Raw genomic sequence first — 20,038 nt, forward strand, 5'->3', positions numbered from 1 at the left:
ATGCCTAGTACACAGTGGCGGAAGTTTGCCTACTTTTAACAAGTTGCTTGAGCAATTTGTCTAGTTAATTAACCTCCAAAACCAGAAATTAAACGCTTGAGGGCACGACCGGCAATGTCGCCATAGCCCAGTTCTCCACACATAATCTTACCCATGACTTGGGGAGCAGAGGGGTGCTTAACACCAACTTGGTAAGCAATGTTGGAAAACCGGTAAAACGCTCCAGCTAACTTTTTCGCCCAAGCCATCTCAGTACCCCATTGTTCATTCATGGCTTCGCTATATTTTTCTAAAGCGTTGGTATTACCAGAAAGTGCCTCATTAATGGCTCCTGCTGCAATTAAACCGCTAAAAATTGACGGACGAATGCCTTCTGCTGTCATAGGATCAACTACACAAGCAGCTTCCCCAACCAAAACCGCATTTTGGGTGTGCAGTTTTTGATTACCATCCCAAATAGATATGGGATAACCATACTGCTTGCTAGTTTTGATATCTAGATTAAACGATCGCGCGTACTCATCTAAAATCTTCTTAAAGTCTTGGCGTTCGCCACCGACAAATGTACCGATACCAATGGAATAACCGTCCGCCTTTGGGAAATTCCAAATGTAGCCATTTTTCACCAAGCCTAACTCGATGTGCATTGTGGATTTATCCTTGACAGTTGCGGGAACTTCTGCCTCTAAAGCTCCTGCTAAACTGCGTTTACGTTCTTTGAAGCCTAGCCATTTTGCCATTGGCCCTTTGACACCATCAGCTGCGATTAAGTAGCGGCCTGTAACTGGGCCATTGGCTGTGTTAACTTGCCAATAGTCGCTTTGAAATTCAATACCCGTTACTTCCGTATTATCTCGTAGTTCAGCCCCTTGCTTCTGTCCTTGCTGCACTAAGAAATGGTCAAAAATATCTCGTCGCACCATCCAGACTGGTTCTTTTGTGGGGATTTTTGCTTCCACGGGATCGCCCAATTTCCAGGTAAAGCGAAAGGAGTCGGCTTTTACAGAAATTACTGGGCTAAAATCAAAGTCAAACCATTGAGCGATCACTGGAGATACGCCACCACCACAAGGTTTATATCTTGGCAGGGATTCTTTTTCTAACACTAATACTGAGCGGCCTTGTTTGGCTAAATGATATGCAGCTGTTCCACCAGCTGGCCCCGCGCCGACGATGATGCAGTCGTACATATTGAATTTTTGCTCCAGAATTAGTTTATTTTCTATTGAAATAATTGATCAATTTTTGTTAAATATCTCAGAAATGATAAAGGTTGAAGAATTTATCCATCATCCTTCAACCTTTATGCTTCAGACTTTAGACTTTAAACAGTCGTAATGTCCTTTTCTTTTTCTGCCAGTAATTCGTCGATTCGGGCAGTGTACTTGTTTGTCAGTTTTTGCAATTTATCTTGCTGATCTCGTGCTTCATCTTCAGGAATTTCAGCATTTTTTTCCTGTTTGCGAATAGCGTCTATGGCATCGCGGCGGATGTTGCGAATACTAACACGACCCTCTTCAGCATATTTAGATGCTAATTTGACGAGTTCTTTACGGCGATCGCTTGTCAAGGGTGGAATATTCAGCCGAATCACGGAACCGTCATTACTGGGGGTTAAACCGACATCTGACAAAGAAATCGCTTTTTCGACTATATTTAAACTGCTGCGATCGTAGGGTTGAATTAAGATCGTGGTAGCATCTGGCGTGCTAATGTTTGCCAGTGATTTCAAGGAAGTGGGCGAACCGTAATAATCCACTAATACCTTATCTAATAGACTCGCATTGGCGCGACCAGTGCGAATCGAGTTAAAAGATCGTTGAGTCGCCTCAACGGTTTTTTGCATCGTACTTTCAGCTTCAGCTAATTTCACAAGAACCTCCCACAAGGGTGCCGATGGATTCTCCCAAGACTGCTCGGTGGATGTTACCTCTCACCGTTAGGTCAAAGACCAAAATTGGGATATTATTTTCTTTACACAAGGCGATTGCAGTACTATCCATCACCCGCAAATCTTTGGCTAAAACGTGTGCGTAGGTTAAGCTATTGTAACGCTTGGCGTCAGGATAAATATGAGGATCGGCATCATATACTCCATCTACCTTGGTGGCTTTAAAAATCACCTCGGCATCAATTTCTGCTGCTCTTAATGCCGCAGTCGTATCTGTAGTAAAGAAGGGATTTCCAGAACCAGCGCCAAAAATTACCACCCGCCCTTTTTCAAGATGACGGATGGCACGACGACGAATATACGGTTCTGCTAATTCTTGCATAGCGATCGCAGTTTGCACCCGCGTCTGTACTCCTATGCGTTCTAGCGAATCTTGCAGCGTCATGGCATTCATTACCGTGGCAATCATCCCAATATAGTCAGCTGTTGCCCTGTCCATTCCCGCCGACGCTGCTTTGACGCCACGAAAAATATTGCCGCCGCCAACAACTATGGCGATTTGAGTACCAGTGGCTATCACCTCTGCTAATTCTTGTGCTATTCCTTTGACCACCTCTGGGTCAATGCCATAGCCCATGTTGCCCATTAAGGCTTCACCGCTCAGTTTGAGTAAAACCCGTCGGTAATTCGTTCCCATGAAGTTCCGCTTTATCAAAAAAGTTGCAATTGCCTCCAATTTAAGATAACAGTTACAGGGACTATCTATGTCTAGTTACGCCAAATCAATGTAGTACCTATTGCTTCTGTCTGTGGTATGTCTATTTCTCGACCATCAAACAGAGAAGCGATCGCTGTTCTCAAATAATCTTCTCCCACTGATGATTCATTTTGGGGATGATTATCAATTTTACCTTTGTAGCGGACTATACCATTGGCATCTATGAGAAAGGCTGTTGGTGTTTTTCTTGCACCGAAACTACCGGTTACATCTTGGGTTGAGTCCCACAGGTAGGGAAAGTTCAACTGGTGACGCCGGGCGAAAGCTTTCATATTTTCAAAGCTTGACCTAGTATCGTAGTCAACATTACTACCATTCAATCCAATTAGTGTGAAGCCTTTGGGGGCAAATTCGGCTTGAATGTTTTTTAGCCTGCCTAGATACCGCTCTACATAAGGGCAGTGGTTACACATAGAAATAACGCCGACTGCTCGGAACTTTTCAAGATAACGCCTGAGATGGTGTACTTGACCATCAATTCCGGGCAGTTCAAAATCTGGTGCGTAGCTCCCAACGGGAGTATCGATTGTTTCTAGTAGATTCATGATTTCTGGCTCGCAGAACTAGGAACAAGAAAAATATTGTTAAATTCAGCGTCAGTTTCCAGTTGCAAACCACCCCTTAGCCGATGCCTCATATTCGCCAATCTTATAGATCAAATTTGCGATCGTAAATTGTGAAACTACTGAATATAGCATTGATGCTAATTCACTTACATCGAAAAATAGCCAAAATATTACTCACATGACAAAACTTATGATTCATGATACTTACATAATCTTCATCTGTGAGTAAATCACCTCTATCAACCAAATTAAAAATCTCTATACTGGATAAAAGTATCAGCTTGATGCTAATGTTATCAGCCGAGAAGTTTTCATGGTATATGTATAGGCTATCACCATAGCAAAAGATTTATTTTGAAAATCTGGTAAATTTTATTCAAATTCAAAACAATTCTACTTACGTCGGACTGCTGTTGAAGAAGAATTCCGAATTCAAAATGGGCTAAACGCCCCGCTATTGCTAACAGGAATCAGAATCAAGACACTCTCTACGAGACGCTGCGCGTAGTAAGATCCCGTAGGGACGCGGACTCGCTCTAAGCGTTGGCGAACGCGAACAGGTGTCGTACAGAATTCATTCTGTTAGTGGTAGCAGGGCGTTTAGCCATTCTGACCCCTGAATTCTGTTCGAGCAGCTTTTTACCCTTGTTATCATCAAACTTTCCATGACAACCTCAAGTTCAAAAACAGCACTTCCCTCTACAAAAACCTGGATTTGGCAAGATTTTCCGATCTGCTATCAAACCCAAGGAACTACTGGGCCAGCTGTTGTCCTGGTACATGGATTTGGCGCTTCTTGGGGGCACTGGCGGAAAAATATTCCTGTATTAGCACAAAATTGCCGTGTTTATGCGATCGATTTGATTGGTTTTGGCGGTTCCGCAAAACCTCAACCTGGTGAAAAAATTAACTACACATTAGAAACCTGGGGACAGCAAGTAGCAGATTTTTGCTGTGAAGTAGTGGGTGAGCCAGCTTTTTTAGTGGGAAATTCCATTGGCTGTATTGTAGCTATGCAGGCAGCAGTAAGCAACCCAGATATTGCCTTAGGAGTTGCTTTGCTCAACTGTTCTTTACGACTGTTGCACGATCGCAAACGGGTAACTTTACCTTTATCTCGTCGTTACGGAGCGCCTCTACTGCAACGCCTGTTATCTATCAAACCAGTTGGCGATTTCTTTTTCAATCAACTCGCCAAACCGAAAACAGTGCGGAAAATTCTGCTGCAAGCATACTCAAATGCTGAGATGGTGACAGATGAGTTGGTAGATATTCTCACTTCACCAGCAAGCGATCCGGGGGCTGCTGCTGTGTTTCTTGCTTTTACTTCTTATTCTACAGGGCCATTACCAGAAGACCTTTTACCACTTTTACAGTGTCCGGCGATTATCTTGTGGGGAACAGCCGATCCGTGGGAACCAATTAAATTAGGGAGAGAATTAGCTAACTTCCCGCAAGTAGAAAAGTTTATTCCTTTAGAGGGAGTGGGGCATTGTCCGCAGGATGAAGCGCCGGAATTAGTCAATCCGATTTTACTCGATTGGATTTTGGAGCGATCGCGGTAATAGACTCGGTTCAATTTTACCTAATGGGTGCTATTGAATTTTCAATAATTCTCCCCGATTAATTAGAACTGCTACTAGCTTTAGCAGTTCTAATTAAGTTTTTTCACCTCTGCCAGTATCCACCCATCAATTTTGAGTTGGTGAACTATTAGGTTAATGTCCTGGTTTAAAGTCCTCCCCAGATCCCTCTTTCTCCTTGTTAGTTGGGGCAAAAGATATACCTCGTAGCACTTGACCGGAGATGGGGGTACGGATGAGGCGGAACTGCTCAGACGCGGATTGTCCGGCTGTTGTGTAGGAAAGTCTATCAGTGATGGCAACCACTTTGTTTGGATCTGCTCCTTGATCACCGCTACCGCTAATGGTTGAAGTTACTGCATACAATGTGACAGTGCCATCAGAATTGACATGACCTGTAAGATTGCGAAGACCATCTGTTGCGGGATTGTCAGCAGCAGGTAAACCAGCTACGGGGTATTGCTGACCAAGATTCAAGCCTTTTTGCAAAACGTAGTCCAATTGCCAGGTGCCGTTTACCAAACTCCACTTTTGAAGACCTGCGGTAGTGCTGGTTGCAGCATCAGCAGCAACACCATCGCCCTCATCGGCAACATACAGCGTGGTTGCGTTAGCAAACCAAATACCAAAGGGATAGTAGATGGGTTGGACAATTCCATTCACGTTCTTGCCGGTCTTAGCGAGGTTCGTGGGGAAGCCAGGCAAAATGGTGATTGGTGCAGTAGCTGCATTGGCGAGGGTTGGTAAACTACCTGTGTTACCGACCTGGTATACAGTATTAATTCCGTTGCTACCACTACCTTTGGTTACATACAAGGTGTTATTGAAAATAGTCTCGCCTCGGAAATTGTTGTCTTTAGCAGTCTTGTCGGGTGTGGTGTAGCCATATTGAGTAATGTTGAACGATCCTACCTGATTAGTGCCAGGAGTTGATGAAGTCGCGTTCTGACCAGGAATCACAATCTGCACACCAGCCGCCGCTGTAACTGCTGCCGATCCGTTGCCATTACCAGCATTACCCACAGTGTAGTACAAGCCGTTTGAACCTAGTATCCCTGCACGACCATTGTTGCCCGGATATGCGTTGGTTGTAGTTACCTTGGGGGTGAGAAAACCGTGAGAGATAAAGTGTGGATCATCAAAGTTGATTTGCGCTACTGCTCTATAGGTGGCAGTCGTTACTACAGGGTTGCCCGGTTCGGTAATTCCTGGTGTATTAGAGTTTGACACGTCGAGCTGATTGATTGGGCTAACATAACCCATGAAAGTCACCCCTTTGCCGTCGGGTGTCAGATTTAAGGCTAATTCCGATTTAGACGGAAAACTGGTAGTAATGACACTAGGATCAACGTACATTGTACGGATATCTGTGCCACAAGTAGTAATTTCCTGGAGGAAGATTGGCGAAGTGATGCCAAAACTGCTATCAACTTTATCGTTGTTGAAAACATCTGGATAAGTGCCGTTTGCGATCGCTGTACCCCCACCCGGAAGTGTCTGACCAACAGTTACGGTACTAGCTGTACCCGCATAAGTACTGCCAGAAATAATCAGGTGATCTGCATTAGAACATTTATCATCCTTGTTCCAATCATCAGCTATTTTGACTATGGGCGAGGAGTAGTCAGATGTAATTGCTGGAGGCTGTAAGTATTGAATTGCTATCATTGATACTTGTATATGCTGTGTAAACAGATTTTCTGAGACTTGAATCATCTTTTTTTGCAGCGATGTATCCGCAACAAATCTTCTCTTCATTCCTTCGGTAGATCGTGGCAACCAGAATAATTGCTTATCCCGAAGTCTTGAGGAGATACAAGTTTTGCGATCTTTGCGGTACACCGATTGGCTCTAAGTGCAGGAATTACTAGAAATTGATGTGGTATTTAACACATCAATTTCTTCATTTGGTGTTTTTTTATTCCTCGTACTCCCTGCGCTCTTGATCTATTCGGTATTTTTCGATTTGCAAGTCCCTACAGTCCAGTGGTAATGTCTGAGTTCTATCAATCTGAACACCTTGCAGTCGTTGAGAATTTAAACCTAGAACCTGTAATGTCGTTGGAGCAATTTGGGTGGTAGAAACGGTTCGATTGATAGTTTTACCTTGCAGATTTCGGGAAAATCCAGTGCTACCAACAATTAGTGCTACGTGAGTATCAGCATCAGTAAATCCACCATGCTCTGCACGCTTTTTGGTAGCTTTACCAAAGAAGTAGCCAGTTTTGAGTGGAACAATAATATCAGGGGTGCGATCGCTTGTCCTTGGATCTCCCAATCCAGCATTGATGATGCTCTGACCATACAATACCTTCCCCTGAGCAGCAGCATCCTCAGTTGAAAACGCCACCCCAGTATTTGGATCAATCGTATTATCAAATGAGTAATTTTTGGATTTCAGCAGGGCTACTGCTTTTCGGACATCAGATGGATTTTTCAAGAAGATTAGTGATGAAGTATCCTGACCTCGCTCAGAAGCAATCTGGATGCCGTTTTTTACTAAGAGAGCCGCAACAGCAGTCAGGTTTCCATCGCCACCAGCAACACCAGTAACACTATCAAATGTACTGCTCAAACCAACAGTTGGATCTTTGACGGGATTTTGCCCGTGCTTGGCGGTCAAAATCACCAAAGTTGAACTGTCTAATCCTTTCTTTTTCAGTTCATCCAAAATCAGACCGATGCTGGCATCAGTATGGGCTACTGCACTTACGAGGTCAGGACGGGCATTTCCATTAGAGTCAATTCCACCACCATTAAATTGAGAGGCAGTCTCTTTCTCGCCGACACTCACAGCTTGGAAATTCAAGCCAAAAATTGCCGGAGTGCCTACTTTGCTCGTACCGGAATCGTTCAACCCATCAATCTCGTTTAATATTTGCTTAACCTTGAGATCGTCGTAGGCTGAGGTTGTTGCTACACTTGTGAATTGGTTGGCGCTAAAACCAGCAGGTGGAGCTTTAAACAGAGCCGGATTACCCTTTGTCCCGTCGTTAAAGAAAGTGGATGTGATTTTAGAGTTGGTATTGGAGTAAGGAGTACCTGTAGATTGATCGACTAAAGCCCCAAAGGTGCTTGGGAGAAGTCCTGGCTTCGTTGGATCAATCGCCACTGCCGCGTTAATTTCTAGTGAAGAGTAATCGCTAATGCTACCAACCCGACCCGTTGCCAAATTAAACTTCGTTGGGTCTTGTGTATTTCCAGCAAGGATGGTGTAAGCTGCGGGATGCTTGTCAGACCAAGCAGTACGGAGTCCTGCCGCGCTAGCTATGTCAAAAATGGTGTTTACCTTTAGGTACTGGTTGGGGTAAACAGGGTTGCCATTGCGATCGACTGGCAATTGGGTTTTATCAAATCCCTGACCGCCATCTAATGTACCACCCTTACCATTATTCCAAGATGCATCACTAGTTTCATCAAATTCTACTACTGTTCCTGGTTTGGCGGTTCCTGCGGCGATTTGGGCAGCAGTAGTGCCTGGGGCATATAAAGCGCGACTGTAGGATAGATCATAAAATACACCTGTCGTGCCGGGGTTAGCACCAGTGATATAGTTTAGCTCCCCAGGAAAGGAATCTGATGGTGCAGAAGCGAAAGCATTAGTGTATGTCACACCTTCTCTCTGCAACCGCTTGATATTTTTCAAAGAAGATTGCAGATTAGCAACTGATAGATCGGAGTTGTGCAATCCATCAATCGAAATAATCAAAACATGACTAAAGCGGGCAGTTGTATTTCCGAGACTGATTGCTTGGACACCAGGAATCAGAGTGTTGCTAACAATGGCCGTTGTCAACACCCCAAAAAGCGTTTTCTTCATTGTGTGTAACTAAATTAGAAAAATGGCTTGTAATTTCAAAAATCTGCAAAAATTCTGAATTCAAGGGCTACTTCTTTTGGCAATGGCTCTCGCCTAGCATTTATCAAAGACTCCAAGAATCAACCCATTGAGAGCATTGAAGAGATAGAGCGAAATATATTCACAGATATTGATTACAAATATGCGCGGGTATTAAATGCTTGCAGTGGGTTTTACGTGATTTTGCTGGTTATTGGGAAGCACAAATTTGATTAAATCAATAACAACGTAAGCAATGCAAGTAGGCTGAATCTTGCTTTACCAAATCTTTATAATCACTTCTGATGTAGCAAAAATATATTCAGAACGATTTAACGCCGTTCTAGCAATCACCCAGATGAGCAGTAATTGTTAATTCCCATTTTCACAAGGTTTCAGAGTTAGGGAATTTCAAATTCCGTAATAATTTTTTGCCTAGTTTTTTTGAAGTATTAGCCAAGTTAAGGATTTGTTAATGTTTCATTAATCTGATAATGCAATCAAAAATGGCGTTGTTGTACGAATAGGAAGGTGAAAAATTTCAGCCTGATACTAATTTGTACTGATACCAAGTTGCAATAGATAGTATTATTTAGTAGAAGCAAAATCAGTGTATAGCTATGCCTCGTACTCGGATTAGAATCATTCCTCACGTGAATTACGCAGAATTAACCCAACGCTACCATCGTTGTAGGGACGTAAAAAAACACAACCGATGATTAGTGATTCGTCTGTTAAGTAGGCATCCCCCAGTACCACCAGCACAGTTAGCTTTGATTTTTTCCACCACTACTGAGCTTACCTTTGCTTCTATCTGATTACTGAATTACGTCTGATGTGAATTGAGGTATGAAACCCTTACCATCTCGTTAATGGTTTAAAACCTTTAACTTTGACCGTGTTTGCTCAATTATAAATAGTACTTAAGGCAGTTACTAATTCAAAATTAACTGACTTAAAAAGAAGGCAAGGGCTGCACTACCCAAGGGAACTGTCAAATTATCAATACCCAAAAATGAAACAGCTTCTAAACCAGTAGCGATAACTGCTACTAACAATGATACTGCCCAAGTTCGCCAACTGTTTCCTTGAGTTCCAACTAAAATCAAACTACTGACAACATAGCTAACGAGCATCATAGTTAGGGAGCCTTCCCAACTTTTTTCTGTCCCAAAAACTTTATACTTATGTTTACCAAAGCGTTGCCCAATTAAGGCTGCTAGTCCATCTCCCCAAGTCATCACCAAAATTCCTAGTGCTGCGTACTGGGGTTGTTGTAAATACCAGAACCAGGCGACTAAAATACCGAAACTGACAGAGTAAAAAAACGTCCCTAAGCTTTGCCGTCCAACGCTATTAATACCAGGAAGAATGGGCAATCGGTAGGATAATAAGGTGATTGCACTCGCTAAAATAGAAGCTGTAATCCCTACGCTAGCGGGAATATCTAGCCACCAAGCGATTAGAATCACATTACCAGTGCCAATATGGACTATCTTCCGCACGATTTCTGGCTTGTCGGCAAAGCGGTTTACCACCCATGCAATCAGGAGGATGAGTAACACCCAAATTGCAGACGACGCAATTTGCAGCCAGAAAACCGGAATTGAGGTGAAGTCAGAAAATGTAATTAACAAAGATGCGACAAAATGAAAAGTTTTACCCCTGTTACTAATTTATAAGATTTGGGTAGCTGCAATGAAATTATTATTTATTTGGCTGATTCGAGGTTACCGAATGTTTATCTCGCCGTTGTTTCTCCCAACTTGTCGCTTTCAACCAACTTGTTCGATGTATGCTATTGAAGCAATTGAACGATTTGGAGTCTTGCGTGGTAGCTGGATGGCAACTCGGCGGATTTTGCGTTGTCATCCGTTTCATCCAGGTGGTTACGATCCAGTGCCGGAGGTGGTGGAAAAGGTGATAGATAAGTAGTTTAGTACAATAAATATTGGATTCGCGGATTGGGAGCAGGGGCAAGGGGCAGGGAGAAATAATCAATTCCCAATTCCCAAGTTAAAAGAAGTGTTCGTGGGTATAGCTATTTGGGGAGATGCCAACAGATGAGGTTGTCATCTAGCGTGGGAAGGTTGAATAATTTAATTTGGACTTACGATGATTAATCCTACTGCGATTTCTATACCAGAACCACAAATTCCTACTCCTGGGCCGAGTCCGCTACCTAGTCCCGAACCTGTGCCGGGGCCAGCGATTCCTCAACCGTTACCGGGGCCTGTACCAGAAACAGTACCTAGTCCTATTCCTCAAACAGTTCCAGGGACAATTCCCCAAACCATACCGGAACCTGTTTAGATTACCTTGGTAATGTAATCCAAAATCTCAAATCTAAAATCCAAAATGCTAAGAGCCGGAATTGTCGGACTTCCCAACGTCGGAAAATCTACTTTATTTAATGCTGTAGTTGCTAATGCCAAGGCAGAAGCAGCTAACTTCCCTTTTTGCACGATTGAACCGAATGTCGGCGTTGTCGCAGTACCGGATGAACGGTTAAATGTTCTTGCTAAGATTGCCAGTTCGGCACAAACTATCCCGGCGCGGGTTGAATTTGTGGATATTGCCGGTTTAGTTAAAGGTGCAAGTCAGGGTGAGGGACTAGGGAATCAATTCCTGTCCCACATCCGGGAAGTTGATGCGATCATCCATGTGGTACGTTGTTTTGAGAATGATGATATTATCCACGTTGCTGGTTCTGTTGATCCAGCGCGAGATATTGAAATCATTAATATAGAACTGGGTTTATCAGATTTATCACAAATTGAGCGGCGAATTGACCGTACTCGCAAACAAGCTCGTACCAGCAAAGATGCACAGTTTGAAGTCTCAGTCTTAGAAAAATTAGCTGCGGCTTTAAATGAAGGGAAATCGGTGCGTCAGGTGAGCTTAAATGAAGAAGAAGCAGTAATTATTAAAGGACTGGATTTGCTCACTTATAAACCGATTATCTATGCTGCCAATGTCTCTGAGGATGAGTTGGCAACGGGTAATGATTTTGTGGAAAAAGTACGGCAAATTGCAGCTACAGAAAATGCTCAGGTTGTGATAGTTTCGGCTCAAGTTGAAGCAGAATTAGTGGAATTGCCAGAATCAGATAAAGCTGATTTCCTCGAATCTTTAGGTGTGGAAGAAGGTGGTTTGAAATCATTGATTCGGGCAACTTACACACTTTTAGGTTTGCGGACATATTTTACTAGTGGCCCCAAAGAAACCCGCGCTTGGACAATTAATGCGGGAATGTCTGCACCTCAAGCTGCTGGTGTAATCCACAGTGATTTTGAGCGGGGATTTATTCGCGCTGAAACTGTTGCTTATAAAGATTTGGTAACAACTGGTTCGATGAATGCTGCGAAGGAAAAAGGGTTGGTTCGCAGTGAAGGGAAAGAGTATGTTGTACAGGAAGGGGATGTAATGCTGTTCCGATTTAATGTGTAGGGGTAATTAATTCGGTGGCCGTTATCGATTGGATAATGGTCTACCTACATTAAGTTGCGTAGGCTTTGCCCGCCGTAGGCATCGCCACTAACTAATAACTTGACAAAATGTTTAATATGTGTATGTACGATGCGATCGCAAATTAACCAACAATTCTCAAAATTATTGTTCAGCTACTTCCACCCACAATGTATACATAAGAACCTAAATTTTCATTATCTGTACCAACAACCACACCGCCTTCTGCACCAGGAACAAGTTCTATACCTTCAATTTTGTGGTAATCAGAGCGGTAGAAAGGAACAAGTTGAGGATTTGGTCGCCATGTAATTTTGCGATCGCATAATCCCAAGTAACCAGCAACATATACCGCTGACTGAAATGGCCCATCATCCCCTGCATCACTTGCTGAGGTGATGTAAACAATTCCTACTGGGTCTACTTTTAAATCAGAAATATGTCTTACATTCCCCTTGGGAAATGGTACTTGAAAGTTAGCATAACCGGAAAAGCTAATTTCAAAAGTATTTGAGTTGAATTCCCCAAAATAAATAGTTCCTGTTTCTTCTCCCTCTCCACGATTACCCCAAATAGCCACTAATTTACCATCTATATATTGCAAGCCAAATGCTTCAAAGTTACTTTTTGGGGTAATTGCTGGTAACTCAAATTCTTTGAGGATAGAGATATTTTTGGTTGATATATCTAATTTTAGATAATAAGCTTTCCCAGAACTACTTAAAGCGATAAAATCAGAATTTGATTTGTTGGGAACCGATGTTAAAGATTCTAAGTCGATGGGTAATTGTTTGTTACTTGGCCAGTTCAATGGAAAATATTCAGGTTGATTTTTACCCTTGATACTAACAATTGCCATACGTCCTTGATTTGGTTTTTTGTTGTCATGGACAATCAAAAAATCTAGTGAATTGCTTTGCTGCTCTATCAAAGCCATACCACTGATACCGAAAGGGATGCCACCGCGAATCGGACGCCAATCTTGTGCCGAAACTTTATGGGATATGAGTAGGAATGCACCCAAGATTACTATGTTTATAATTACCTTGAAAAATAGAGGCATATTGATTTAGTCAAGCTGTGAGTATCAGTAATAAAAGTGTGTTAACTGATGCTCGATATATGAAACCTACCTCCGTGGGTTTTGTTTGTATAAACGCGGTTTCTAACCGCCCGTTTCCTGTTAAGTTGACACCAATGAGCAATGCTGTGCCCTTACGACAGATGTGGTTCAAATACATGAAAACTGCTGTAATTAATTGACTCAAGATAGTACTTTCTGTAAAGAAAGCAATAATTCGTTGATTGTATAGGGCTTCGACAAAAATGTATTGATACCAATGGCCGCTGCTGCACTGAGCTTATTGTCAGACATAAGTCCACTGCTGGCGATAATTTTGACTTGGGGGTTGATTTTTTGCAGGGTACGGATGGCAGTTAAACCATCTAGCGAGGGCAGCATAATATCCATGAGTACGGCACTAACTTTGTCTCTATTTTGAGCGTATAGTGCGATCCCTTCAATACCATCATTGGCAATTAAGATTTTGTAGTTGTGAGCTTCTAGTGATGTTCTGGTAATCTCTTGAATGGCAATTTCATCATCCACAACCAAAATCAATTCTTCGTGTCCTATCTGTGGTGGCAAATCTTCCGGGCTGAGTGCTTCCATTCCCTTGACGACTGGTAAGTAAACGTGAAAACTAGTACCAGTTCCCGGTTCGCTATACACGTTCACAAAACCGCCGTGACTTTTAATGATTCCAAGTACAGTGGAAAGTCCCAATCCTGTGCCTTTTCCCACATCTTTTGTGGTGAAGAATGGCTCAAAAATTCGATCTAATATTTCCCCAGGAATACCAATTCCTGTATCGGAGACAGAAATAACTATGTAAAATCCCACCTTGGCTTCCAAGTTCATGCGGGCATAATTTTCATCAATTAACAGATTCTCGGCAGAGATACTCAAAGTACCACCATTAGTCATAGCATCGCGGGCGTTAACGCAGAGGTTCATCAGCACTTGATGCAGTTGGGTGCTATCTCCAGAAACCATCCCTAAATTTTGTGGTACATCAGTACTGATTTCTATGGATTTTGGGAATGTCTCTTTTAGAATCTTGCCAAGTTCCACAATTATATGTCTGATCTGCAAAGTGATCCGCTTCCCTTCTACACCCCGCGCAAAGGACAGCACTTGTTTGACTAAATCAGCGCCGCGTCTAGCGTTTATTTCCAAAATTTCCAGTAGATGGCGAGTCCGTTCATCTGCATCGGGAAATTTCAGCGGTAGCAGTTGCGCTCCGGCCAAAATCGGTGTCAGGATATTGTTGAGGTCGTGAGCAATGCCGCTAGCTAAAGTACCAATACTTTCCAGGCGTTGGGCGCGAAATAATTGGGCTTCTAAGTGTTTTTTCTCGGTAATATCTGTGTCAACGGTGAGAATTGATTTGGGTTTTCCTTGTTCATCGCATATCAGACTCCAGCGGCTAGCAACGAGGATTTCTTTGTCAGTTTTGGTAAGTTTTGTTAACTCACCCTGCCATTTACCTTGACTAATAACTTGCAATAGAGCTGCTTCAACTTCTGGTGAAGGTTCGTCATACAAAAGCTCACTAGCATTTTTGCCCCAGGCTTCTGTAGCTTGCCAGCCATAAAGTGTTTCTGCGCCTTTGTTCCAGAAGATAATTTGATTGTTTAAATCTCGGACGCAAATGGCATCTGTGGTGACATCTAGCAATGCTGCTTGTTCGCGGATTTTTTCTTCTGCTAATTTGCGATCGCGTAGCGCAGCTTGCTGGTCGCGTAGCGCAGCTTGTCGTTCGCTAATATCTATACTGGCGCATGTCACCCCGACAATTTCTTGGGTTTCATTCCGCAATGGCTCGACAGTTAAATCGTAATATCGAGTTGTATCTTGGATGGTAATTGATACTTCCTCTCGCGTTCCTATGCCTGTAGTCAAAACCCCACGTTTAATGGTGATGAGATGTTGAGCATCTTCTACTGGAATGATGTCTAAGTCTTGTTTGCCCAATATTTTCTCAACTGTCAATCCAGATGGAGGATTGTAAACCCAGGTATACCGTAAATCTCTATCCTGGTTGTAGACAAAGATTGGAGAGTTTTTGAGAGCCACCCGAAATCGCTCCTCACTCTGCCGCAGTGCGTTATCTGCCTGTTGACGTTCGATAGCATAACGCATAGACCGCACCAGCAAGTCGCCAGTTACTTGCCCTTTCACTAAATAATCTTGCGCTCCTTGTTGCATTGCTCTCGTTGCCAGGGTTTCATCATTTATACCCGTCAGTACAATGATTGGAGTTGCTTTTGCTTGATTGTGAGCGATGACAAAGGTTTGCAATCCCTGGCTATCTGGCAGCGAGAGGTCTAACAAAATTACATCAAAAATTTCATTTGTTAGGTAGTTGACTGCTTCATAAAGCCGCTCAACGGGCATCAACTCAACTACAACTGTGGTAACTTCCTTGAATAACTCTTGTAACAATAAGACATCACCAGGGTTGTCTTCTACTAACAAAACTTTTATATTTTCACCTGCCATTTCCACTACTCCGGTGGCAGTTTTACGATCGCAAACCAAAAATTTTCTATTGATTGGACAATTTTAACGAATTGATCGAAATCTACAGGCTTAGTTATATAACAGTTGGCAGAAAGGTTATAGGCTTTGAGAATATCTTCTTCAGCTTGAGAAGTTGTCAAAACTACTACAGGAATTCGTTTGAGGTTTTCATCTCCTTTAATTTCTGCTAATACTTCCCGTCCATCTTTTCTCGGCAGGTTTAAATCGAGCAGTATAATATCTGGATGGGTTACTTTAGCATATTTTTCTTGTTTTCGCAAGAAAGCCATTGCCTCGACACCATCTTCGACCACATTCAAGTGAATCGAGATTTTGCTATCTTCTAGGGCGATGCGTGTAAGTTGGACATCGCCAGGATTATCCTCTACTAACAAAACCTCAATAGGCATAATTGCTATTATGGTGCTTACCATTGCTTACCTGCTCTATCTGGAATTGTGAAGTAGAAAGTCGAGCCTTGGCCCGGTTTCGACTCAACCCAGATTCGGCCGCTGTGGCGTTCGATAATTTTCTTACAAATTGCCAGACCAATTCCAGTACCAGGATACTTGTCTCTACCGTGCAAACGCTGAAAAATTATAAAAATACGTTCAGCATACTGGGATTCTAAACCAATTCCATTATCACGCACCCAGAATAAAAATTGGTTTTGAGTGGGGATTGGGGATTGGGGATTGGGGATTGGGGACTGGGGATTGGGGATTGGGGACTGGGGATTGGGGATTGGGGACTGGGGATTGGGGATTGGGGATTGGGCATTGTTTATTTCTCCCCCTGCCTCCCCTGCCTCGCCTGCATCCCCTGCCTCCGCCAGTACCCAGTCCCCACTCCCCACTCCAATATGAATTCGTGGCTGCTGATTTTGGCAAAATTTAATCGCGTTGGCAATGAGATTTTGAAGTACTTGTGTCAATTGAGTAGCATCAGCCATCACTTGAGGTAGGGTATCATAGGTGACAACTGCTCTACTATCTGCGATCGCCAGTTGGAGATTAGCGATCGCCTGCTCTAAGATTACATTACAATCAACCAGCATAAAGGGTTGTCCACGAGTGCTGACGCGGGAATAGTTCAACAAATCGTTGATCAAGGTCTGCATCCGCCGCGCCCCATCAACTGCGTAGGTGATAAACTGGTCGGCATTGGTATCTAGTTGGTTTTTGTATCTTCGCTCTAGTAGTTGTAAATAACTAGTTACCATCCGCAACGGCTCTTGCAAGTCATGGGAAGCAATATATGCAAATTGTTCCAATTCAGCATTAGAACGAGCAAGTTCCTGAGTTTGCTGGGTTTCTTTTTCTAATAGTTGCGCTTGAGATAAAGCAATGCCAATTTGGTTTCCTAGTTGCTGTAACAACTCCGTCTCAAAGTTATTCCACTGTCGAGGTGCGGCACACTGATGAGCTAGCAACAAGCCCCAAATGCCATCTCTGATCAGAATCGGCACTACCAAATTCGCTCTGACAGCAAATTGCTGAAGAAATTTTCGATGGCATGGTTGGATATGAGCGGCTTCAATGTCTTCAATCGCACTGACTCTTCCCTGACGATATCTTTCTAGATATTGTTCTTTAAAGCAGGGATCAAAAATATTTTCTCCTAGAATTACCGGCCAACCAGGCAACACAGCTTCTTGTACCACTGTTCCTGAGCCGTCAGTGTCCAGTCGAAAAATTAACACCCGGTCAGCTTGTAGTAATTTTTGTACCTCCGTCACCGAGGTTTGAAGAATTTCATCTATTTGTAAAGATTCTCGAATTTTCAGGGTGATTTCGGCAAATAATTGCGATCGCATATTTTGCCGTTTTAATTCTTCATCTGCCAGCTTGCGATCTGTGATATCAGTATAAGAACCCACCATCCGCACCACATCACCCAATGCGTCCCAAAGTGCCTGTCCTCGATCTAGAATCCATTTATAGCTGCCGTCTTGGCACTGGACTCGATATTCACAGATGTAAAACGGTGTTTTCTTGGCAAAGTGGTCTTGGAAGGCTTGGAGTACCGAATCTCGCTCATCGGGATGGATTCGTTTTGTCCATTCATCCCAACAGTTGGAAACTTCGTGGTCTTTATAGCCGAGCATTTCCTTCCATTGAGTTGAGAAGAACACTTCATTAGTCTTGAGATTCCAATCCCAAATACCATCATTATTACCATGTAATGCTAATTGCCAACGTTCTTCACTTTCTCGTAGTCCTTCATGACGCCTGAGTTCTAGTTGGTCGATTACCAGGCGACTTAGAGCTACAAGCGCCTCTATTTGTTTTTGGCTTATTTGTCGAGGAACTTGGTCAATTACGCACAGGGTTCCTAGCATATCTCCCATTGGAGTAATTAAGGGTACACCTGCATAAAACCGTATATAAGGATAGCCAGTTACTACTGGATTACTTGCCAATTTTTCATCAGCTAGGGTATCAGGAACCACCACAACATTATGCTGCTCTTGACAAAGATAAGACAACCCAACATTCCGGGGCATTTCTGATACATCTAAACCTACTTTTGCCTTAAACCATTGACGGTTTTCATCAATGAAATTTACTAAGGATATAGGAGTATCGCAAATAAATGCTGCTAACTGAGCAAGATTGTCGTAGGCTTCTTCAGGTTCAGTGTCAAGAATTTGATACTGGCGGAGAGCTTCTAACCTCACCGTTTCTGTATCAAAATGTCTAGCTTTCATTAACTTTTTTTAATAAATCTAGAAAATACGGAAAACTAATGAGAATGGGATTCAGATCCCTTCTTCCGGTAATATTAGTACTTATCAAGAAGTTTTAATAAAAAAGATATGTCTTCAACTCCTCTAACATTAAACCTAATTGAAGGTTCAGTCTCCTTTAGTTTTTCACCCCAAGCAGCACGAGAGTTAAAGACAGCAACAGATCAACTAATGGAGCGCTTGAAAGCTGTCGCCGCTAAACCCACTCCTGGCGGTGGTAGAGTCACTCCCCAGCCTCCCCTAGAGTATCGTTACACGGGTGAAGTATTTTTAGAAGTTTTTTGTAATCCTAATATCTGGCCAACACCCTTCGCAGCCAAAGTTTTGCTAACTGTCCGCAACATTAATATCCGCTTGACTACTGAAGCTGAACTTACTCGCATCATTGAAGACATTAATCAATATTTAGAGCAAGTAGGATAATAGTCAAGTAAAGGAAGCAGAAGGCAGGATACCCTCACAGGGAAGCAAGCTACGCTTTTAGCATCTCTTAGAGAGCATCGGCAGAAGGCATGAGGGGGAGCTACCTATGAGAGATGGGACTTGAACCTTCCCCCAATAAATGTCAAGGTGATTTTTTTATGCTTGCCGAGATTTTTTTAGAAAAATACTATACAAACAAATTTTGAATTTTGCCAAAGTTGAGCCAGTTGCTTGCGGAGGTTCCCTGTTTTCTGGCAACTGGTGATGGTTAGCGCCTGACTTAGCAAACTTTTCAGGGCTGATTTTGGCTTTTAACAGCAAGCAGACTATCGCTTCCCTCAAGTAAGGGATGCAAATTGCGAGTCAAAATTGGAGTTCCTACACTTCTATCGGAGCAATGTAGGAACTTCGCAGAATCTACATACTAAATTCAAGCAAAGACACCAGATTGCCTTCTTTAACTTGAAAAGCTGTATAAATTCAGACTCAAATGCTTCTGTGTTAATCAAAAACTCAAGATTCTGTATAGGGCAATGCTCATCAAAAACCAGAGATTATCCCCCAGATTGGTTGTCGAATCGTTAATGGTGACATTCACACATCGAAAATAAGCTCCCAATCCGAAATCCGAAATCAAAAATTGATTAGTCGTTGTCCCACTGTTCACGACCAATTAGGTCGCCAATGCGATCGCGTAACAAAAAGTCACATTTCTCTAATTCACATTCAACGCAAACCCACTCTCTAGCTGGAATGTATTGGCAGAGGCTATATATTGGCTGTTGCCGGCTAACCATTCCCTTTTGCACCAGTCGGCGTGCTTCGTCTTGAATCACATCTAGAGAGTAGTAATTGATAGAAGGCACCGTATTCACACTCATGTTTTTTACTCACAAATTAACACTTACGATAGTGTTCCCGTTAATAATTAGGAACAAACATTACAGAAATTAGACTTGTGGCTAGGATTTTGTAGTTTGCTATACGGAACTATTTTTATTTTGACGCTACATCTCCTGAAATTATCTCAAGAAATGTTAAGAAAGTCAACGAATCCTGACATTTCCCTCAAATCCGCTTTACAAAAAAAAATTCCGAGTAGTTAACTAAACCTGCTTATGTAGCTGTATGACTTTGATGCCACAAGTCTGAAAGT

Annotated in this window: 18 protein-coding genes; 5 read left to right on the forward strand and 13 right to left on the reverse strand. The window is 42.7% G+C overall.

Features of this window, described 5'->3' with window-relative positions:
• Positions 1–68: 68 nt before the first annotated feature.
• The 4 genes from V7L31_RS27745 to V7L31_RS27760 form a co-directional block, all read right to left on the reverse strand.
• Positions 69–1,190, reverse strand: a complete 1,122-nt coding sequence (locus V7L31_RS27745; RefSeq protein WP_334699222.1) for a geranylgeranyl reductase family protein — start codon at positions 1,188–1,190, stop codon at positions 69–71.
• 134 nt (positions 1,191–1,324) lie between these two features.
• On the reverse strand, positions 1,325–1,873 hold the full coding sequence (gene frr, locus V7L31_RS27750; protein ID WP_179068605.1) for a ribosome recycling factor: 549 nt from the start codon (positions 1,871–1,873) through the stop codon (positions 1,325–1,327).
• Positions 1,860–2,588, reverse strand: coding sequence for a UMP kinase (gene pyrH / locus V7L31_RS27755; protein ID WP_069074277.1), 729 nt, complete (start codon positions 2,586–2,588; stop codon positions 1,860–1,862). Before pyrH ends, frr begins: the two co-directional genes overlap by 14 nt.
• Positions 2,589–2,659: 71 nt before the next feature.
• Positions 2,660–3,214, reverse strand: coding sequence for a thioredoxin family protein (locus tag V7L31_RS27760; protein WP_334699223.1), 555 nt, complete (start codon positions 3,212–3,214; stop codon positions 2,660–2,662).
• Between the two features lie 686 nt (positions 3,215–3,900).
• Between V7L31_RS27760 and V7L31_RS27765 the strand changes: the two genes are divergently transcribed.
• Positions 3,901–4,800 carry an alpha/beta fold hydrolase gene (locus V7L31_RS27765; protein WP_334699224.1) on the forward strand — a complete coding sequence of 300 codons (900 nt, stop codon included), beginning with the start codon at positions 3,901–3,903 and terminating at the stop codon, positions 4,798–4,800.
• A gap of 153 nt (positions 4,801–4,953) precedes the next feature.
• Here V7L31_RS27765 and V7L31_RS27770 read toward each other — a convergent pair whose 3' ends face one another.
• The 4 genes from V7L31_RS27770 to V7L31_RS27785 form a co-directional block, all read right to left on the reverse strand.
• The gene (locus V7L31_RS27770; RefSeq protein WP_334699225.1) at positions 4,954–6,576 is read right to left on the reverse strand and encodes a hypothetical protein; all 1,623 of its coding nucleotides are present in this window, start codon (positions 6,574–6,576) and stop codon (positions 4,954–4,956) included.
• A 160-nt stretch (positions 6,577–6,736) separates the two neighbouring features.
• Positions 6,737–8,638, reverse strand: coding sequence for an alkaline phosphatase family protein (locus V7L31_RS27775; RefSeq protein ID WP_334699226.1), 1,902 nt, complete (start codon positions 8,636–8,638; stop codon positions 6,737–6,739).
• A gap of 660 nt (positions 8,639–9,298) precedes the next feature.
• Entirely contained in the window at positions 9,299–9,421 is a 123-nt protein-coding gene (locus V7L31_RS27780) for a hypothetical protein (RefSeq protein ID WP_334699227.1), read from the reverse strand.
• 170 nt (positions 9,422–9,591) lie between these two features.
• A complete protein-coding gene (locus V7L31_RS27785; protein ID WP_334699228.1) occupies positions 9,592–10,293 on the reverse strand; it encodes a diacylglycerol/polyprenol kinase family protein in 702 nt (233 codons plus the stop codon).
• Positions 10,294–10,354: 61 nt separating this feature from the next.
• On the opposite strand from V7L31_RS27785, the gene yidD reads away from it, so the two are divergent.
• The 3 genes from yidD to ychF all read left to right on the forward strand — a co-directional run bounded on the left by yidD (position 10,355) and on the right by ychF (position 12,106).
• Positions 10,355–10,591, forward strand: a complete 237-nt coding sequence (gene yidD, locus V7L31_RS27790; RefSeq protein WP_334699229.1) for a membrane protein insertion efficiency factor YidD — start codon at positions 10,355–10,357, stop codon at positions 10,589–10,591.
• A 180-nt stretch (positions 10,592–10,771) separates the two neighbouring features.
• Entirely contained in the window at positions 10,772–10,969 is a 198-nt protein-coding gene (locus tag V7L31_RS27795; RefSeq protein ID WP_334699230.1) for a hypothetical protein, read from the forward strand.
• Between the two features lie 45 nt (positions 10,970–11,014).
• Positions 11,015–12,106 carry a redox-regulated ATPase YchF gene (gene ychF / locus V7L31_RS27800; protein WP_334699231.1) on the forward strand — a complete coding sequence of 364 codons (1,092 nt, stop codon included), beginning with the start codon at positions 11,015–11,017 and terminating at the stop codon, positions 12,104–12,106.
• A 169-nt stretch (positions 12,107–12,275) separates the two neighbouring features.
• On the opposite strand, the gene V7L31_RS27805 is transcribed toward ychF, so the two are convergent.
• From V7L31_RS27805 to V7L31_RS27820, 4 genes are all read right to left on the reverse strand, one after another.
• Positions 12,276–13,187 (reverse strand): hypothetical protein, encoded by a 912-nt coding sequence (locus tag V7L31_RS27805; RefSeq protein WP_334699232.1) that lies wholly within the window; start codon positions 13,185–13,187, stop codon positions 12,276–12,278.
• Between the two features lie 201 nt (positions 13,188–13,388).
• The gene (locus tag V7L31_RS27810; RefSeq protein WP_334699385.1) at positions 13,389–15,689 is read right to left on the reverse strand and encodes a hybrid sensor histidine kinase/response regulator; all 2,301 of its coding nucleotides are present in this window, start codon (positions 15,687–15,689) and stop codon (positions 13,389–13,391) included.
• A 5-nt stretch (positions 15,690–15,694) separates the two neighbouring features.
• Positions 15,695–16,144, reverse strand: a complete 450-nt coding sequence (locus V7L31_RS27815) for a response regulator (RefSeq protein ID WP_334699233.1) — start codon at positions 16,142–16,144, stop codon at positions 15,695–15,697.
• Positions 16,138–18,420, reverse strand: coding sequence for a GAF domain-containing protein (locus V7L31_RS27820; RefSeq protein ID WP_334699234.1), 2,283 nt, complete (start codon positions 18,418–18,420; stop codon positions 16,138–16,140). Before V7L31_RS27820 ends, V7L31_RS27815 begins: the two co-directional genes overlap by 7 nt.
• Positions 18,421–18,528: 108 nt before the next feature.
• On the opposite strand from V7L31_RS27820, the gene V7L31_RS27825 reads away from it, so the two are divergent.
• Positions 18,529–18,882, forward strand: coding sequence for a hypothetical protein (locus V7L31_RS27825; protein ID WP_179068595.1), 354 nt, complete (start codon positions 18,529–18,531; stop codon positions 18,880–18,882).
• 644 nt (positions 18,883–19,526) lie between these two features.
• On the opposite strand, the gene V7L31_RS27830 is transcribed toward V7L31_RS27825, so the two are convergent.
• On the reverse strand, positions 19,527–19,763 hold the full coding sequence (locus V7L31_RS27830) for a DUF4327 family protein (protein ID WP_094347157.1): 237 nt from the start codon (positions 19,761–19,763) through the stop codon (positions 19,527–19,529).
• Between the last annotated feature and the right edge of the window lie 275 nt (positions 19,764–20,038).

Origin of the sequence: Nostoc sp. (assembly GCF_036916655.1) — a bacterium.
Lineage (GTDB): Bacteria > Cyanobacteriota > Cyanobacteriia > Cyanobacteriales > Nostocaceae > Nostoc.

Coding starts and splice junctions, on each gene's coding strand:
- yidD (WP_334699229.1), top strand. CDS start 10,355: ATGAAATTATTATTTATTTGGCTGATTCGAGGTTACCGAATGTTTATC.
- V7L31_RS27745 (WP_334699222.1), bottom strand. CDS start 1,190: ATGTACGACTGCATCATCGTCGGCGCGGGGCCAGCTGGTGGAACAGCT.
- V7L31_RS27830 (WP_094347157.1), bottom strand. CDS start 19,763: ATGAGTGTGAATACGGTGCCTTCTATCAATTACTACTCTCTAGATGTG.
- V7L31_RS27765 (WP_334699224.1), top strand. CDS start 3,901: ATGACAACCTCAAGTTCAAAAACAGCACTTCCCTCTACAAAAACCTGG.
- V7L31_RS27810 (WP_334699385.1), bottom strand. CDS start 15,689: ATGGCAGGTGAAAATATAAAAGTTTTGTTAGTAGAAGACAACCCTGGT.
- V7L31_RS27805 (WP_334699232.1), bottom strand. CDS start 13,187: ATGCCTCTATTTTTCAAGGTAATTATAAACATAGTAATCTTGGGTGCA.
- V7L31_RS27795 (WP_334699230.1), top strand. CDS start 10,772: ATGATTAATCCTACTGCGATTTCTATACCAGAACCACAAATTCCTACT.
- V7L31_RS27825 (WP_179068595.1), top strand. CDS start 18,529: ATGTCTTCAACTCCTCTAACATTAAACCTAATTGAAGGTTCAGTCTCC.
- V7L31_RS27820 (WP_334699234.1), bottom strand. CDS start 18,420: ATGAAAGCTAGACATTTTGATACAGAAACGGTGAGGTTAGAAGCTCTC.
- pyrH (WP_069074277.1), bottom strand. CDS start 2,588: ATGGGAACGAATTACCGACGGGTTTTACTCAAACTGAGCGGTGAAGCC.
- V7L31_RS27775 (WP_334699226.1), bottom strand. CDS start 8,638: ATGAAGAAAACGCTTTTTGGGGTGTTGACAACGGCCATTGTTAGCAAC.
- V7L31_RS27815 (WP_334699233.1), bottom strand. CDS start 16,144: ATGGTAAGCACCATAATAGCAATTATGCCTATTGAGGTTTTGTTAGTA.
- V7L31_RS27760 (WP_334699223.1), bottom strand. CDS start 3,214: ATGAATCTACTAGAAACAATCGATACTCCCGTTGGGAGCTACGCACCA.
- ychF (WP_334699231.1), top strand. CDS start 11,015: ATGCTAAGAGCCGGAATTGTCGGACTTCCCAACGTCGGAAAATCTACT.
- V7L31_RS27770 (WP_334699225.1), bottom strand. CDS start 6,576: ATGAAGAGAAGATTTGTTGCGGATACATCGCTGCAAAAAAAGATGATT.